Source organism: Lonepinella sp. BR2357, from assembly GCF_051851525.1.
GTDB lineage: Bacteria > Pseudomonadota > Gammaproteobacteria > Enterobacterales > Pasteurellaceae > Lonepinella.
The window spans coordinates 32,353-48,975 of sequence record NZ_JBPDVG010000001.1 but is presented as its reverse complement, the minus strand read 5'-3'; the positions used below and the strand labels follow the sequence as shown (position 1 = coordinate 48,975).

Annotated in this window: 15 protein-coding genes; 7 read left to right on the top strand and 8 right to left on the bottom strand. The window is 44.1% G+C overall.

The window, feature by feature from the left end; all coding sequences use genetic code 11:
* Positions 1–29 precede the first annotated feature (29 nt).
* Genes ACTG7L_RS00235 through ACTG7L_RS00215 form a run of 5 tightly spaced genes read left to right on the top strand, consistent with a single transcriptional unit; the run spans position 30 to position 3,718 of the window.
* On the top strand, positions 30–848 hold the full coding sequence (locus tag ACTG7L_RS00235; RefSeq protein WP_439286941.1) for a hypothetical protein: 819 nt from the start codon (positions 30–32) through the stop codon (positions 846–848).
* Positions 838–1,404 carry a hypothetical protein gene (locus ACTG7L_RS00230; protein ID WP_439286939.1) on the top strand — a complete coding sequence of 189 codons (567 nt, stop codon included), beginning with the start codon at positions 838–840 and terminating at the stop codon, positions 1,402–1,404. The genes ACTG7L_RS00235 and ACTG7L_RS00230 overlap by 11 nt, the downstream gene beginning before the upstream one ends.
* Positions 1,382–1,933 (top strand): competence protein, encoded by a 552-nt coding sequence (locus tag ACTG7L_RS00225; RefSeq protein WP_439286938.1) that lies wholly within the window; start codon positions 1,382–1,384, stop codon positions 1,931–1,933. The genes ACTG7L_RS00230 and ACTG7L_RS00225 overlap by 23 nt, the downstream gene beginning before the upstream one ends.
* An 11-nt stretch (positions 1,934–1,944) precedes the next feature.
* Positions 1,945–2,334 carry a hypothetical protein gene (locus ACTG7L_RS00220; RefSeq protein WP_439286937.1) on the top strand — a complete coding sequence of 130 codons (390 nt, stop codon included), beginning with the start codon at positions 1,945–1,947 and terminating at the stop codon, positions 2,332–2,334.
* 10 nt (positions 2,335–2,344) lie between these two features.
* Positions 2,345–3,718: a type IV pilus secretin PilQ gene (locus ACTG7L_RS00215; RefSeq protein WP_439286936.1), complete on the top strand. Its 1,374-nt coding sequence runs from the start codon at positions 2,345–2,347 to the stop codon at positions 3,716–3,718.
* A gap of 83 nt (positions 3,719–3,801) precedes the next feature.
* On the opposite strand, the gene acpP is transcribed toward ACTG7L_RS00215, so the two are convergent.
* The gene (gene acpP / locus ACTG7L_RS00210) at positions 3,802–4,032 is read right to left on the bottom strand and encodes an acyl carrier protein (protein WP_132302013.1); all 231 of its coding nucleotides are present in this window, start codon (positions 4,030–4,032) and stop codon (positions 3,802–3,804) included.
* Between the two features lie 287 nt (positions 4,033–4,319).
* Here acpP and ACTG7L_RS00205 point away from each other — a divergent pair, with 287 nt between their 5' ends.
* Positions 4,320–4,592, top strand: a complete 273-nt coding sequence (locus ACTG7L_RS00205; RefSeq protein ID WP_439286935.1) for a hypothetical protein — start codon at positions 4,320–4,322, stop codon at positions 4,590–4,592.
* 248 nt (positions 4,593–4,840) lie between these two features.
* Here the strand turns inward: ACTG7L_RS00205 and fabG are convergent, their stop codons facing one another.
* From fabG to yceD, 7 genes are all read right to left on the bottom strand, one after another.
* Entirely contained in the window at positions 4,841–5,569 is a 729-nt protein-coding gene (gene fabG / locus ACTG7L_RS00200; RefSeq protein ID WP_439286934.1) for a 3-oxoacyl-ACP reductase FabG, read from the bottom strand.
* A gap of 17 nt (positions 5,570–5,586) precedes the next feature.
* The gene (locus ACTG7L_RS00195; RefSeq protein ID WP_439286933.1) at positions 5,587–5,820 is read right to left on the bottom strand and encodes a hypothetical protein; all 234 of its coding nucleotides are present in this window, start codon (positions 5,818–5,820) and stop codon (positions 5,587–5,589) included.
* An 11-nt stretch (positions 5,821–5,831) separates the two neighbouring features.
* A complete protein-coding gene (fabD, locus tag ACTG7L_RS00190; protein ID WP_439286932.1) occupies positions 5,832–6,770 on the bottom strand; it encodes an ACP S-malonyltransferase in 939 nt (312 codons plus the stop codon).
* Between the two features lie 129 nt (positions 6,771–6,899).
* Complete coding sequence (locus tag ACTG7L_RS00185; protein WP_439286930.1) at positions 6,900–7,850, bottom strand: beta-ketoacyl-ACP synthase III; 951 nt, start codon at positions 7,848–7,850, stop codon at positions 6,900–6,902.
* An 18-nt stretch (positions 7,851–7,868) separates the two neighbouring features.
* A complete protein-coding gene (plsX, locus tag ACTG7L_RS00180) occupies positions 7,869–8,891 on the bottom strand; it encodes a phosphate acyltransferase PlsX (RefSeq protein ID WP_439286929.1) in 1,023 nt (340 codons plus the stop codon).
* Between the two features lie 21 nt (positions 8,892–8,912).
* Positions 8,913–9,083 carry a 50S ribosomal protein L32 gene (rpmF, locus tag ACTG7L_RS00175; protein WP_132302023.1) on the bottom strand — a complete coding sequence of 57 codons (171 nt, stop codon included), beginning with the start codon at positions 9,081–9,083 and terminating at the stop codon, positions 8,913–8,915.
* Positions 9,084–9,101: 18 nt separating this feature from the next.
* Positions 9,102–9,626 carry a 23S rRNA accumulation protein YceD gene (yceD, locus tag ACTG7L_RS00170; RefSeq protein ID WP_439286928.1) on the bottom strand — a complete coding sequence of 175 codons (525 nt, stop codon included), beginning with the start codon at positions 9,624–9,626 and terminating at the stop codon, positions 9,102–9,104.
* Between the two features lie 432 nt (positions 9,627–10,058).
* Here yceD and ACTG7L_RS00165 point away from each other — a divergent pair, with 432 nt between their 5' ends.
* Entirely contained in the window at positions 10,059–16,583 is a 6,525-nt protein-coding gene (locus ACTG7L_RS00165) for a YadA-like family protein (protein WP_439286927.1), read from the top strand.
* Positions 16,584–16,623 lie beyond the last annotated feature (40 nt).

Below are 16,623 nucleotides of genomic sequence, written 5' to 3'. Positions count from 1 at the left end.
AAGTAAAAATCAACAGAAAAGGACAACAAATGGGAAAATTCATCAAAAAACACAACAGCCTACAAGTTGGCATCTGGATAACCAAACATCATTATGAGCTGGTTTGGTTTACGGACGAGAAAAACGCCAAAAAAACACCGCACTTTTGTCGTGTCACACATCTTGCCATCACCGATATTCGCACCACTTTATACGAACAACTGCCTGCACACATGACCACCCCACGGCCTTTGTCAATTGATTGGGTCACCCCCTGCTTGCCCCATCAAGTGTGGTATAAAAATTTATTGTTACAGGAACAGTTAGCAGAAAGTGAATGCAAACAGCAATGCCGTTACACCATAGAAAAGGAATTGCCAATTCCGCTTGATGAGCTTTGGTTTGATTATGTCACAACACCATTAAAACAAGGGCTACGCTTGGATATATTTGCAGTAAAAAGAGAGGTGGCACAAGGTTTATTAACCCACTTTCTGCCCTTAAAAATAAAAGTACTTGATACCATGACGGGCTGCCTTTATCGTGCCTTTCGCTATGTGTTAAACAGCACGCCCTCTGCACAAAGTTTATATATTTATCAAGATACACAATTCACCCTGTTATTCCGTCAAACTCAGCAGGAATGGCAAATTCTCTCGCAATCCAAGCAAGCAGATTTAACCGAGTTATATCAACAATTTACCCAACGCTACGAGCAACCCATTGATAAGATTTTGTACTATTCCACGCTGCCAGACTACCATTTTTCCGTGCCACATCAACGGGTCACCTCTGACATTCCCCTGATTCCCTTAGGCGCTGCGTTATGGAAGACAGGTTGGCAAATGGATGAACAAGATGAACAATAAACAAGAGAGTACAATCAATTTATTGCCTTGGCGCCTTGAACAGCATCAACAACGCAGTCGGCAAGGCCTATGGCGACTGGGTGTGTGCGTGATATTGATCGCTCTCAGCGGATTTGCGTTGGATAAAATGGCGCAACATTATCAACAGCAATATGCCGAGCTACAACAAAAACAACAGACTATCCAGCTGCAACATCATCAAATGGAGCAAAAATTAGTGCAATCTCAACAACGTTTACAGCAACAAGGCAAGCAAAGTGCGGTGGATATTTCGACAGATCTTGTCACCGCCTTATTTGATTTGCTTGCGGAGTTACCCTTGCAACAAGGCGAACTGACGGGGTTACAATTTTCCGCCCAACAATTTCGCCTGCAAGGACTGGCTCAACAGCAAAGTGAGTTTGAACAAATTCATCAATTTTTTAAACAATCCCCACAGATCAAGCAATTAAAACTGGCGCAATTTTCACCGCAGACTGACGGCCGGCTGCAATTTGAATTTCGCTTACAATTAGTCAATATGGAGCACGCACATGCCTTGGACGATACTGAATAACCCCGATAACTTATGGGGCAAGTGGTTAAAACTGTCGCCCCTAAAACAACTCAGCGGCCTCTTGTTGCTGGGTGGCACCATGTTATATTGGCCGCTATTTCAAGGCGGTTCGCATTATTATTTATTGCACCAAAGCGAGCAAACCAACCGCCAAATACAACAAGATATGGTGACAAAACAACAGCAATTACAACAGGTTAAACAACAACTTGAACAGCATTTATTAACTCCTGAATTAGCCAATCAGTTAGCGCCGATTAATCAAGCCATTCAACAGTTATCTGGCCCTTTACAGCTTGAAAACCCACAATGGATTTTTAATCAAAAACCGCAACTAAGCCTGCATATTCAAGGTTATTTTCAGGATCTTCAGCAATTTATCACCGCACTTTTAGCGCAATACCCGAGGTTACATGTGGTGTCGCTGCAGATTCAGCAAGCCGATCAGACGGACTCTTCCATTGAAAGTGATGTGATCTTTCAATTAACCCTTGCCTCCCAAGGCACACCAGCAGAAAACCCGCAATAGGAAAATAAGCTATGTATCGAAAAATCGCCCTACTTCTCTTAACCTGCTACGGCCTGACCGCCTTTGCCAAAGCCGATCCCTTTGATAAACAACAACGCACGCCAGAGGCAGCCCCTGTTCAACAGGTCGCCAAAAGCAAAGCCGTACGATGCCCAGAAAAACAAGCAGATATTCTGCCAGACAGCCCCTTTGAGCAACTCACCTTGATCGGCATTCTCCTGTTCAAGGAGAAAAAACAAATTCTGCTCCAAAATAAAGCCGGTGAAGTCGAAAGCGCCACGGAACAAGATTTGATTGGCGCAGAAGCCTATCAATTACTGACCATCAATAAAAGTCATGCCGAATTCCAAAGCTGGAAAGCGGATTGTTCAGCTGGTGAGATTATTAAACGTAAATTATAGGAACATAGCAATGCAAACATGGATTTCTGTTATTAAATTTGGCCTAAAGTGCGGTGTAATTTTAGGGATTTTTTCAAGTATGAGCTATGCCGAAAACGAAGATCCCACATTCTCGATCCGCCTCAAACAAGCCCCTTTAGTGACCACCTTACAACAACTTGCGTTGGATCAAAATACCAACTTAATGATTAATGATGAACTCACTGGCACCTTGTCATTACAGCTTGAAGACACCACGCTAGATGAATTGTTTCATGCGGTGGCCAAAATCAAACATCTTTCATTAAGCAAAGAAAAAGGTATTTATTACCTCAATCAAACCACTCCAGAACAAGCAACTCAGGCAGCCAATCTACGGGCGATGGAAAATTTACCCACAATACCCGCGATGCCGATTGCCGCCCCGCTACAAACAACCACTATCAAACTGCAGTTTGCCAAGGCCTCAGAAATTATAAAATCCTTAACCACGGGGAGCGGTTCCTTATTGTCAGGCGAGGGGAGCATGAGTTTTGATGATCGTAGCAACGTCTTAATTGTCAAAGATAACGCCCATTCCATTAACAATATTCGGAAACTTATCAAAACATTAGATAAACCCATTGAACAAATTGCGATTGAGGCTCGTATTGTGACGATTACCGATGAAAGTTTACAAGAACTCGGTGTTCGTTGGGGACTATTTGACCCCACGTCCAATTCGCATAAGGTAGCAGGCAGCCTTGCTGCCAACGGATTCAGCAATGTTACCAACAATTTAAACGTCAATTTTGGCGCCGTCAACACCCCCGCAGGATCACTGGCCTTGCAAGTAGCAAAAATTAACGGGCGATTATTAGATTTAGAACTCACTGCCTTAGAACGAGAGAATAACGTAAAAATTATCGCCAGCCCGAAATTGCTCACCACCAATAAAAAAGCGGCCAGCATCAAACAAGGGACAGAAATTCCTTATGTGTCCACCAATGAAAAAAGCGGATCGCAAACCGTCGATTTTCGTGAAGCCGTCCTCGGCTTGGAAGTCACTCCGCATATTTCACAAGACAACGCTATTTTATTGGATTTAATCGTCAGTCAAAATTCCCCCGGTGCGGCCGTGCAATCTGGCGAGGGCGAAGTTGTCACCATTGATAAACAGGAGATTAACACCCAAGTGTTCGCCAAAGACGGCGAAACCATTGTGTTAGGCGGGGTATTTCAAGACACGCTCAGTAAAGGCGTGGATAAAGTCCCGTTGCTAGGTGATATTCCCGTAGTGAAACATTTATTCCGCAAGCAAAGTGATAAACATCAAAAACGAGAATTAGTAATTTTTGTCACACCGCATATTTTAAAACAGGGGCAATCGTTACAAGAATTTAAAAAGGACTGGAAAACGAAGTAACCCAATCAACCCCCTCTCCCTCTGGGAGAGGGTCGGGGTGAGGGTAAAAAATTTAGGCGGTTATCGAAACCGCCTAAAAGAAATTATTGATTGTTTTGTACGTAATCAATCGCTGATTGAACAGTGGTGATTTTTTCTGCTTCTTCATCAGGAATTTCAATATCAAATTCTTCTTCTAAAGCCATCACTAATTCAACGGTATCTAAAGAATCTGCACCTAAATCTTCAATAAATGAAGCTTCTGGTTTTGCTTCTTCTTCTTTCACACCTAATTGTTCAACAATGATTTTTTTTACGCGTTCTTCAATGCTCATTTTTGTTTCCTATTGTAGTTTACCTAACTGGTTAGAATGATTAGTTTATGGATTTTTACAAAATTTGCAAGTCTTTTATTACAGGCCAAACCATAAAAACCCTGACCAAACTGGGCCCATTCTATCATCAACAAAGCAATTTGGCTAGGCTAAATCTGCAATTTTCTTTGTATTTATTTTCAATCATGTGATCACTGATTAGACCACCAAGGTTATCTATCTAATTGAATTTATTTTAGATCGAGGTTAAGATTAAGGCTTATTCTAAACGACAAAAGGAGAAAGATATGACAGATGTACCAAAAGCAACAGGAACTGGACTCATTGCTGGTATTATTAGTTGCGTATTAGCCATTTTAGGTATTTTATTTCTAGGCACGGTTTTTGTCCCCTTAGCCGCCATCACTGCGCTCATTGGCAGTATTATTGCCATCAAAAACAAAAACATTGGCGGTATCGGCGTAAATATACTGGCATGGGTTTTAACCATAATCGGCTTATTCACCTCCCCATTATTATTAGGCCTAATTGGATTAGGCAGTGCCACTGGCTCAATGTAATTCCCAAAAACAGAAAAAGCAGGCAAAAGCCTGCTTTTTTTAGGGCGTATGCAATACGCCCCTACCAGTATGGGCCCCGTCTTTGCCGCCTGAAAATTTTTTAATTTGTAGGAAAATGGCGTCTGTCTGAGCGAAGCGAGTTCAGCCATTTTCCGTTAAACAAATTAAAAAATTTTCAGGAAACAAGGCAAAATCGGGGTGTGTTTCTTTTGTTACTTTTCTTTGCACAAGCAAAGAAAAGTAAAAAGCTACGCCATGTACATCCCACCATTCACATGCAACGTATTTCCTGTAATATACCCCGCATCATCACTCGCCAAAAACGCCACCGCTTTGGCAATATCTTTCGCCTCACCTAAACGACCCGCAGGCACATTTGCAAGGGTTTGGGCTTTTTGTTCTTCCGTTAACACCTCTGTCATATCTGTTGCAATAAAACCCGGTGCCACAACATTTACGGTAATACCACGTGATGCCACTTCTTTGGCCAATGCTTTACTAAATCCAATTAATCCCGCTTTGGCCGCACAATAGTTAGCTTGACCAGGGTTACCCATCGATCCCACGACGGAACCAATGGTAATAATGCGCCCAAAACGTTTTTTCATCATTGAACGTAACATGGCTTTAGATAAATGGAATACGGAAGTTAAGTTGGTTTGAATAATATCAAACCATTCATCTTCTTTCATGCGCATTAACAGGTTATCACGGGTAATCCCTGCGTTATTGACTAAAATATCAATATCACCGTGATCTTCTTTGATTTTCGCCAAAACAGCGTCAATAGAACCTTGATCTGCCACATTTAACACTAAGCCTTTACCTTGTTGGCCCAAATAAGCAGAAATACTCTCCGCCCCTTTTTCCGAGGTGGCGGTACCGATAACAAAGGCCCCACGGCTGACTAATTCTTCGGCGATAGCCTTACCAATTCCACGGGTTGCGCCCGTGACTAATGCGATTTTACCTTGCATCATTTTTCCTTATAAATTTAAATAGTTGAGCTTTGTGCTAATTCTATACAGTGAAAATTATATCTTTTCTTTTTTTGTTCATCTTGTTGAATAACCGCTTCAAAATTCGCTTTATTCTGCTGACATTGTTCCAATGTTTTAGATTGAACAACTGGGTTCATTCCCCAAGAAGAATGTTCTGAAACCAACGCATAATCAGCCATTACATTGTATGAAAGCGTAGTCAATAACATAAACAAATATTTTTTCATGGGCAATATTCCTATAATAAAACATCTTGTACTGCTTGCAATGATTTCACCTCATTAACCGCCGTCGCAGTCAGTTCTTTGACAATACGGCCCGTTAAACCTGTTAAGACTTTATTCGGCCCGATTTCCACTAACACTTCTACGCCTGATTTTGCCATTTTTTCTACACTTTCTGTCCAACGTACAGGGCTGTAAAGTTGGCGCACAAGTGCGGTACGAATGTCGGCACTTTCATTTTCGGTTTTCACATCCACATTGTTAATAACAGGCGTTGTCGGTGCTTTAATCGCAATGCTTTCTAACGCCACCGCTAATTGATCGGCCGCCGGTTTCATTAATGCACAATGAGATGGCACGCTCACCGCCAACGGCAAGGCACGTTTTGCACCGGCCTCTTTACAAGCCACCGCCGCACGTTCCACCGCCGCTTTGGCACCCGCAATCACCACTTGACCCGGTGAATTGAAATTCACCGCTGACACCACTTCGCCTTGTTCGGCTTGTTTGCATGCTACAATAATGCTTTCATTGTCTAATCCAATAATCGCATACATGGCACCCGTACCTTCAGGGACGGCTTGTTGCATTAAGCGACCACGTAATTCCACTAATTTAATCGCATCTTGAAAATCTATGGCGCCAGAGCAAACTAGGGCCGAATATTCCCCTAAACTGTGACCTGCCATCAGCGCAGGTTGCAAATCGGGATATTGTTGTTGCCAAACACGATAAATCGCCACAGAGGCGGCTAATAAGGCGGGTTGAGTTTGCCAAGTTTTATTTAATTCTTCGCTTGGGCCTTGTTGCACCAACTGCCATAAATCATAACCTAATACGTCAGAGGCTTGTTTAAACGTTTGTTCGACGATCGGAAATTCACTGGCTAGTTCGGCCAACATACCGACAGCTTGCGAACCTTGACCGGGGAAAACCATTGCAAATTTTTTCATCTTTTATTCCTTTTTTAAATGCTTATTTCTTCTCTCTCAATCTCTGGTTCCCTCTTTTCTAATCCCCTCTTTTCTAATCCCCTCTCCCTCTGGGAGAGGGCTAGGGTGAGGGTTAAAATAAAGAGAAGGTTAATATTTAACTAACGCTGAACCCCATGTCCAGCCGCCACCAAAGGCTTCAAGCAATAACAACTGACCACGTTGAATACGTCCATCACGAATAGCTTCATCTAATGCCACTGGCACCGTTGCTGCACTGGTGTTAGCATATTTATCAAGGGTCACCACCACTTGCGACATATCCATCTCCAATTTTTTGGCAGTGGCCGCAATAATACGTAAATTCGCCTGATGTGGCACGAGCCAATCCAGATCGGATTTATCTAAATTGTTTGCGGTCAAGGTTTCTTCCACCACATTGGCCAATTCACGCACGGCTAATTTAAAGGTTTCATTACCTTGCATTTGAATAAAACCCGATTGTTTTTCACCGCGCTTAGACTGCGGCAACAACAGGGTTTCATGGCGATCAGGGCTAGCATGTAAATGGGTAGAAATAATGCCTTGCTGTTCACTGGCCTCTAAAATCACCGCACCCGCACCATCACCAAATAAAATCACCGTGCCACGATCGGTTTCATCTAAATTACGAGAATTGATATCTGAACCAATCACTAAGGCTTTTTTCACTTGTCCTGTGCGGATAAATTGATCGGCCACGGATAAGGCATACACAAAACCCGTACAAGCCGCCGCCACATCAAAAGCAATGGCATCATCAATATTTAACAAGGTTTGAATTTGACAGGCCGCACTTGGGTAAGCATGGGAATTGGTGGTGGTGCCAACCACAATAAGATCAATATCATTCGGATCAATCTGCGCTTGCGCAAAGGCTTTTTGTGCGGCTTGGTAGCCCATGGTTGCCACGGTTTCATCAGGGCGAGCAAGACGGCGTTCACGGATCCCTGAACGGGTGACAATCCATTCATCGGAGGTGTCCACCATTTTTTCCAAATCGGCATTGGTTCTTATTTGTTCAGGTAAATAGCTACCTGTGGCTAAAATTCGACTGTGCATAATGTTCTCATTATTTTTCTAATAGCGTGCTAATCCCGCTAAAATTTTCTGTGGAATTTGTTGACGGACTTGTAATGCCGCATCTTTAATTGCATTGCTAAACGCCTCCACGTTCGCACTGCCATGGCTTTTCACTACCACGGAGGTCAATCCAATTAAAGATGCCCCATTGTATTTATCCGGATTAATGTTTTTTAAACGCTGATAACTACTAGGCAATAATTGACGCCCAAACCAACGCAATAACGGTTGGCATAATACATGCTGACGTGAATGCCCTTTGAGCATATCAATGATATTCTTCGCCACGCCCTCTAAGGTTTTCAGCGCAATATTGCCCGCAAACCCATCACTCACAATCACATCCGCTTTGCCATTGAGCAAATCATTGCCCTCAATAAACCCGATATAATTAAGTGCGGTGTCTTTTTGCAACATTTCTGCCGCCGAACGAATGGACTGATGCCCTTTGATTTCTTCTACCCCAATATTCAGCAATGCCACTCGAGGATACACCAAATTTAATTGATGTTCAGCGAAAATCGCCCCCATCAGAGCAAATTGATACAGATTTTCCGCATCACAATCAATATTGGCGCCCAGATCTAACATCACCGAACATCGCCCCTCAATGGTCGGCAAAATGGCCAACAAGGCAGGGCGTTGAATCCCTTTCAGCGGTTGCAAAATTACTTTTGACAACCCCATTAATGCGCCCGTATTGCCCGCACTGACACAGCCTTGCGCCTCACCTTTCTGCACCGCCTCAATGGCTAAACGCATGGACGTCCCTTTACTGTGACGTAAGGCATAGGCTAAACCTTGATTATTTTCAATTTGATGGGAAGTATGACAAAGGGTCAGACGTTTGGTAAGGTTTTCAGGAATATTTGCCAGCAAAGGCGAAATCTGTTGGCTATCGCCAAACAATAACAAAGACAACATTGGATCATTTTCCAATGCTTTTAACGATGCGGGGATAGTAATACGGGGACCTACGTCCCCGCCCATCACATCTAACGCTAGGGTTAGACGGCTCAAGTTATTACCTTATAACAGCAATTACTTATTGATCACTTTACGACCACGGTAAAAACCGTCAGCCGTCACGTGATGACGTAAATGGGTTTCACCACTTGCTTTATCAACAGATACGGCAGCAGTAGTCAAGGCATCGTGTGAACGACGCATATCACGACGTGAACGAGATTTTTTATTTTGTTGAACAGCCACGGGCTTATCTCCTAAATGTTACTTTTGCTTTAAACTAGCTAATACAGAGAACGGGTTTGGTTTTTTTGCCAGTTCATCTGACAATTCACCAAAAACCTGTTCCGTTACGGACACTTCACAGTGTTCAGATGAATGCATCGGTGCAATGGGCAAAGACAAAATAAATTCATCTTCGATCACCGCCAACAAATCAATTTCCCCAAATTCATTACATTCAATGGGTTCATAGATTTCAGGTAATTCATCTATATGATCCAAATTTTTCACTGGGCTATAACAAAATTCACAGCACAATGTTTGTACAAAAGGTTGTTCACAACGCTGACATTCAAGTTCAACATCAACGGTTGCCCGACCTTTCATCACCACCAATTTTTGCGGATCAATGAAAAACGATAATGTCACCTGTGCATCATCAAGCACTTTTACCACAGATTCGCTCAAACGCTCAAGCTGATTAGCGGCATAATAGCCGTCATAATCCAATCTTCGCTGCGCATCTTTAACAGGATCAGTGGTTAGGGGTAGTTTTACCTTTTGCATACGGTGCGAATATTACCTGTTGAATGCCGATTAGTCAAAGGAAATTATCGTTTTTCTGCAAAAAAGCCGATTTCATGCACTGAGCCACTTTGCCACAATCGATAATTTTATTAATAATCATCTTATTTTGATAACCCCGAATAAAAATTATGGCCAAACTCCGTCAAATCATCTCCAGCAGACCTAAAACACCCGTCTAAAAACACTAACCCATTGAAATAAAAACACTTTTACCCCCCCCCGCACAAATCCGATGTCTAATCAGTTTTTTGTTCACATTCTGATTAAAATACGTTATAATGATCGTCTGGGCTTTTCAAGCCCGAAATGAAGTAAAATTGTGGGGTGGGAGGGACATCTTGCTATATTCAGTTTTGCACGACCAATTAGTTAATACAATATTCAAATGAATATTATAAAGGAACATTCTTTATGAATAAAATTTTTAAAGTGATTTTTAATCACGCCACACAGCAATTCGTGGTAACCTCGGAACTTGGCAAAAATCATACTAAGTCTAATTCTCAAACGGTAGACGAGCGTGGCTCGCTATCTAGCATTGCCTTAAGCATTGCAACCGCTGGTGCGGTGATGCTCGGGGGTGCGGTCATTTCTGAGGGGGCATTTGCAGCAACTGCCGCTACCTATAATACGATAACGTCTGAGACTGTAACTTCTGGTAGCAGTAGTTCATCAGGTGGTGCTAAAAACAAGACTGATGTGTCTGCTCCACTTGATTCCAAAGGCGTGATGTATGGTGAGAATGTCAGTATCGGTTATGCATTGACACATGGTGTATTGACAGCTGCTTCTTATTACAACGATTTACCTGATGCAGGCAATGCGACATTGATTGGTAAGGATATTGATGTCGGTCCTGTGGATGTTGACCTGTATCCTGAGATTAAGGCAGCTGGAGGTGCAAGTAATAGTTATTTCGGTTCGGATACGCCGATAGTTACTGCTGTGGGGCAAGGTGTACGTGTTTTTGCAGGAAATAATGTCAGTACGTTTGGTAACAATCTGACAGTTAGAAAACAGTCAGCTAAGGATGAAACTGCTGAACTTTCCATATTTACAGGTGGTAATAATGCTAGCGTGGTCAATTTTGGCAATAGCTCTAATGTTGTAGCGTTAGGTAATCACCTAGATCTTAATAACTCGCCTATTGCTATTGGTAGCAATATCACAGCACACAGACAGAGTCTCGCTGTTGGTGAACATATCTATGCTCGTGGTTTGAGTACCGATATGGAAGACACGGCTGTTGCGTTTGGTGAAAATATATCCATTAATAATGGGCAAGTAGGTTTGGGTAAAAATCTTAAGAGTACGTCCATTAATACCGTAACAGTGGGTAACTTCAATGATGATAGCGGTTCAAGACGTGCAAATATTTTTGGTTCAAATAACACGGTAACCGATTCTGCAAATAGTACGTTAGTCGGTATTCAAAATACAATTACCAACTCTTACAATACAACAGTGATTGGAGCTGATAATGCACTTACCTACGCTTACAGAAGCAATGTGCATGGTTCAAACAACACCTTAACAGGAACGAGTGGTAAAAAATACATTATGAACAGCACTCTTGCAGGTTTTGATAATAAACTGGAAGGTGTTATCCATAATACGACTCAAACAGGTAATGAAAACGTTCTAACCAATGCCAATACTAGCCATGTAACGGGTAATGCCAATACTTTAACTACTGTAACCAATGCAACAGTCATCGGTAACAACCAAACTGTAGCCAATAGTAGTGCGACACTGGACGGTGTAGTTGCCATCGGTACAGCCAACAGCGTTTCAGGCGACAAATCAATCGCTATCGGCTATGGCAACAAAGTTGATGCGAAAAGTGCAGGTGCATTCGGTGATCCAACTTATATTGCTGCAGGTGCAGACGGTTCTTACTCTGTAGGTAACAACAACTACATCAGCACCGCTAACACCTTTGCTCTTGGTAATAATATCGGCACAAAATCTACCGCTACATCAGGTTTAACGACTGCTGACCAACTTGGCACAGTGGAGAACTCAGTCTATTTAGGCTCAAACTCTACCGCAGTTAGTGCGGCAGGAAAAAATACCACTGTAGATGGTGCAGAAGGTGCAACAACCAGTGGCGGTGTAAAAGGTGTAGTAAATGAAGCCACCGTAAACGGCACAACTTACTCAGGCTTTGCTGGCACAACGCCTGTCGGTGTGGTAACTGTCGGTGCGTCTGGCTCAGAACGCCGTATTCAAAACGTGGCAGCAGGTGAAATTTCTGCGACTTCAACCGATGCAATCAACGGTTCACAGCTTTATGCCGTGTTGGATACTATTCCGTCTTTACTTTCAAGCTCAGGCTCAGCACCAAAAACCTATTTCCACGTAAACTCTGAAAAAACTGAAAACTTAGATGCAATTGATGCTGAAGCTCAAGCAACTGGTGCAGAAGCACTTGCTGCAGGTCCAAATGCGTCAGCTGCAGGCAATAACGCCGTGGCAGTAGGGGTGAATGCGAATGCTGCAAAAAGCGATACGGTTGCGGTCGGTAGTGGTGCAAGTGCGACTGCAAATGGTAATGTAGCCATTGGTAAATTGGCTAAATCAACAGGCTCAGGGACAGTCGCGATTGGTGATAGTGCGGTTGCATCAACAGATAACTCGGTGGCATTGGGTAAAGGTTCAGTTACAAGAGCGAGCACCGTTACTACAGGCGACCATTCATCTAACTGGAATAGCCCAACTGATACCAAAGGTGTTGGTCAGGCAACAGGTTCTGTAACAGGTGCGGCTTCTATTGACTTCAAAGCAAACAGTGCTTCAAATGGCGTGGTGTCTATTGGTGCAGTAGGATCGGAACGTCAGTTGATTAACGTTGCCCCAGGCGAAGTAGCAGTAGACAGTACGGATGCGGTGAACGGTTCACAACTTTATGCTATCGCAACTTATACGGGCTTTAACATTAAAGATGACGGCACAGCAACTTCACGTATCAATAACAACGGTATCGTGGATTATGCAAGCGGTACTTATACCACTGCAACGGTAACTGATGGCGATAATACAGCGAAAGTTGTGTATGATGTGAAAGTGGCAAATGTTAGCCAAACGACTTCTACAGGTGCGATTACTGTTCCAAGCACGGACGGTGTGGCATTAGCTTCTGACGTAGCGAAAGCGATCAATGCGTCTGGTTGGAATGTGAAAACGTCTGCAACCACAGGTGGTAAAGCAACAGGCTTAACGGCTTCTACCTTGATTAACCCAGCAGATACAGTGAATTTACAAGCAGGCAGTGGCTTGACAGTGAATAATGCGTTAAGCGGTACAACCAATACCATTACTTATAGCGTGAATGTAGATGACTCAACGGTTAAAATTAATGATGCGGGTCAGCTTTATGTGGATTCTTCAAGTATAACGGCCACCAACAACATCACAACGGTGAAATCGTCTGATAACTCAATCAAGGTGACGCCAGTTACCACAGAGAGCACAAGCACAACGGAATATGATATTACCGTTAAAACGACGGATTTAACCAATAAAGGTGATGGTACTATCACTGTGCCAACTGATGCAACGGGTTTAACTACTGCAGCAGATGTGGCAACGGCAATTAACGATGCGTATCACACCATCAACGTAGCACAAGATACAGCGCAAACCATTGAAGGCGGTGCTGCACAAAAAGTGAATGCGGGTGATACGGTTAACTATGTGGCGGGTAAAAACTTAGTGGCAAATATTTCTGTTGAAACAGACAAAGGCGTCACCAATGTGACTTACGGTTTGGCAGAAAATATCAGCGTGAATAATGTGACAGCCAACAACGTCACCATTAACAACCCTGCGAATAAAGACAGTGGCGTGGTGTTCAAAGCAGAAAACGCTACACCTGCAACGAACAACCCAGAAGGTAAAGCGCCAACCAATGCGTTAAACATCACATCAAGCGATGGTAACCCAACGCAAATTACCGGTGTGGGTTCAACCTTGAATAAGCAAACGGTTAACACTAACCCTGATGCAGATGGTGATACCGAAACGGTTCCAGCCACCTTAGTGAACTTAACGGAAAGCTCAGTTAATCCAAACTCAGCCGCCACCGTGGGTGATTTACAAAATATGGGTTGGGTGGTTTCCGCCGAAGACGGCTATAAAGATGTGGTGAAAAATGCCAACGAAGTGCACTTCAACGGCACAGGTTTAGCGACCGTCACCGGTGAAACCAATGCCACAACCGGCGTACGTACCATCACCGTGAATGTCGATGCGCAAGGCGTCGCCGAATCTGCACAATTACCGGTGGTTTACACCACTGCCGATGGCAAAAAAGTGTATAAAATCACCGATCCTGAGACAAATGAGGTGACGTTCAATACGGAACAAGATGGCTCAGGTGACACGGTGAAACCTGCCGATGTGATTGCCAGTATGAACAATGGTGATAACTCCACCACGACACCAAGCACCTTGACCAATGTGAAAGGATCACTCACACCAACTTACAATGTAGGTGATTTAGAAGCGGCGAAAGACGGCGATAACTATACGGGTGGTTTAACCAAAACACCAGTAACGGCGTTCACCACCAAGCAAGATGCCCCAACCAATGTGGCTGATATTTACACCAATGCCGCGACCGTGGGTGATATCTTAAATGCAGGTTGGAACTTGCGAAACAACGGCGCCGCAAAAGACTTCGTCAAAGCCTATGACACCGTGAATTTTGTCGATGGCACAGGCACCACCGCTGTGGTGGAAATGAATGATGACGGTACCGTTGCAAATGTGACATACAATGTCAATACGGATAACGACACCATTACCACCAAGACAGTGACCAATGCAGATGGTTCAACCTCTAAAGTGTTAACCGCTAACACCACAGATACCACCACCAAGGACACTGGTAAAGCGGACGTGACTTACACCAACGCCAACGGCGATACCTTGGTGAAAGTGGGTGACACCTACTACAAAGCCGCCGATGTGGTAGATGGCAAAGCCGTAGACAATGCGGAAGCCGTCACCGGTGATGACATTAAATCGACAGGTGATCAATTGGTTAATGCGACCACCGTCACCAATGCGATTAACAATGCATTCCACCGAGTTGATGTGGCTGGCAGCGATGAGACCTTTAAACAAGGTGACAGCAATGCACAAAACGTCAATGCGGGTGATAAAGTGGTTTATGTTGCGGGTAAAAACTTAGTGTCAAAAATTGAACAAGAAAGTGACAGCAATGTGATCAATGTCACCTATGCGTTGCAAGATGACATTACAGTGAACAGCACAACCGTGAATGGCACCACCATTACCGGTACTGACGGTGGCTTGAACTTGGCGAAAAACGTGCCAGCAACGGATACGACACCGGCAACCACCGAAGATGCAACCTTAACCGGCGTAACATCAGGTTTATCAAACTATGCACCGGTGGCACCAGCAGATGCAGCAAATCCGACAGCAGCAGATTATGTCAATGCGGCCAAAACTGACATTGTCAATTTAGATAATGAAGATGTGCCAGACAACTCCGTTGCCACCGTGGGCGATTTGCGTGATATGGGCTGGGTGGTTTCCACACCGGAAGCGGGCCAACCTTGGGCGGATAGCGTGAAAAATGCCAATGAAGTACAATTCGTGGCGGGCGCTGGCTTGAAAGTACAAGGAACATCTGAAGACGATAAACGCACGATTACGATTAGCTTGACTGATGCCGGTCAAGTGAAAGTGGCCTCAGATAAAGATCAGAAGGCGGGTGACATTACGGTAAAAGCGGGTCAAGTCTCTTATGATACTGAAAACCCTACGGGTTATGTGTCAGCCAAAAACGTGGCAGACTCCATTAACAGTGCTTACCATACCATCAACGTGGCACAAGATAAGGAGCAAACCATTGCTGGCGGTTCAGCACAAAAAGTCAATGCGGGCGACACAGTAAACTACGTGGCAGGCAAAAACTTAGTGGCGAATATTTCTGTTGAAGCAAACGGCACCACCAACGTGACCTATGGCTTGGCAGAAAACATCACCGTGAAAAATGTGAATGCGACGGAAAGCGTGAAAGTGGGTAATGTGACCATCAGTGCCGACACCAACAAGATTACAGGTGTTGAAAATGGCGATATTTCCGCCACCAGCAAAGATGCGATAAACGGTAGCCAGCTTTATGCGCTAGGTAATTCTACGGCAAGCGTGTTAGGCGGTGGTGCAACCTATAACACCACAACCGGTGCAATTGATGCGCCAACGTTCACCGTGGTTACCAATGCAACCTCAGGCGCAACAAGCAAACCGACAACCGTTGCCGGTGCGATTGATGCTGTAAATACAGCAACACAGCAACCGATCACGTTCGTGGGTAACGATGGCAGCACAACCCAAAAATTGGGCAGCACGTTAAACATTAAAGGTAGCTTGGCAAATGATGCCGCAGCATCTTCTGCGAACCTAAGAACCGAAGTCACTAACGGTAACGTTGAAATTAAATTCGCTGAAAACCCAACATTTACCACCGTAAATGTCGGCGCAGCGGGTTCTCAAGTGAATATCGGCGGTAACGCTGAGGGTAACTTAGTGGTCGGTAATGCCACAACGGGTGCACCAGTGAAAATCACTAACGTTGCCCCAGGCACCGCAGACACTGATGCCGTGAACGTCAGCCAATTGAAAGGCACGGCACAAAAACTGGGTGATCAAATCCACAAAGTTGACAAACGTGCTCGTGGTGGTATCGCAGGCGTCGCCGCAACCGCCGGTTTACCACAGGTTTATATCCCAGGTAAATCCATGGTAGCCGCCGCCGCCGGTACTTACCGTGGCGAGGGCGCCATTGCAGTGGGCTATTCTCGTGCAAGTGATAATGGTAAAGTGATCATTAAACTCACAGGTAGCACCAATACACAAGGCGATGTCACCGGTACTATCGGTGCGGGTTACCAATGGTAATCTCGCTTGATTAAGCTCACTTACTCCCCCTCTTCCGCTG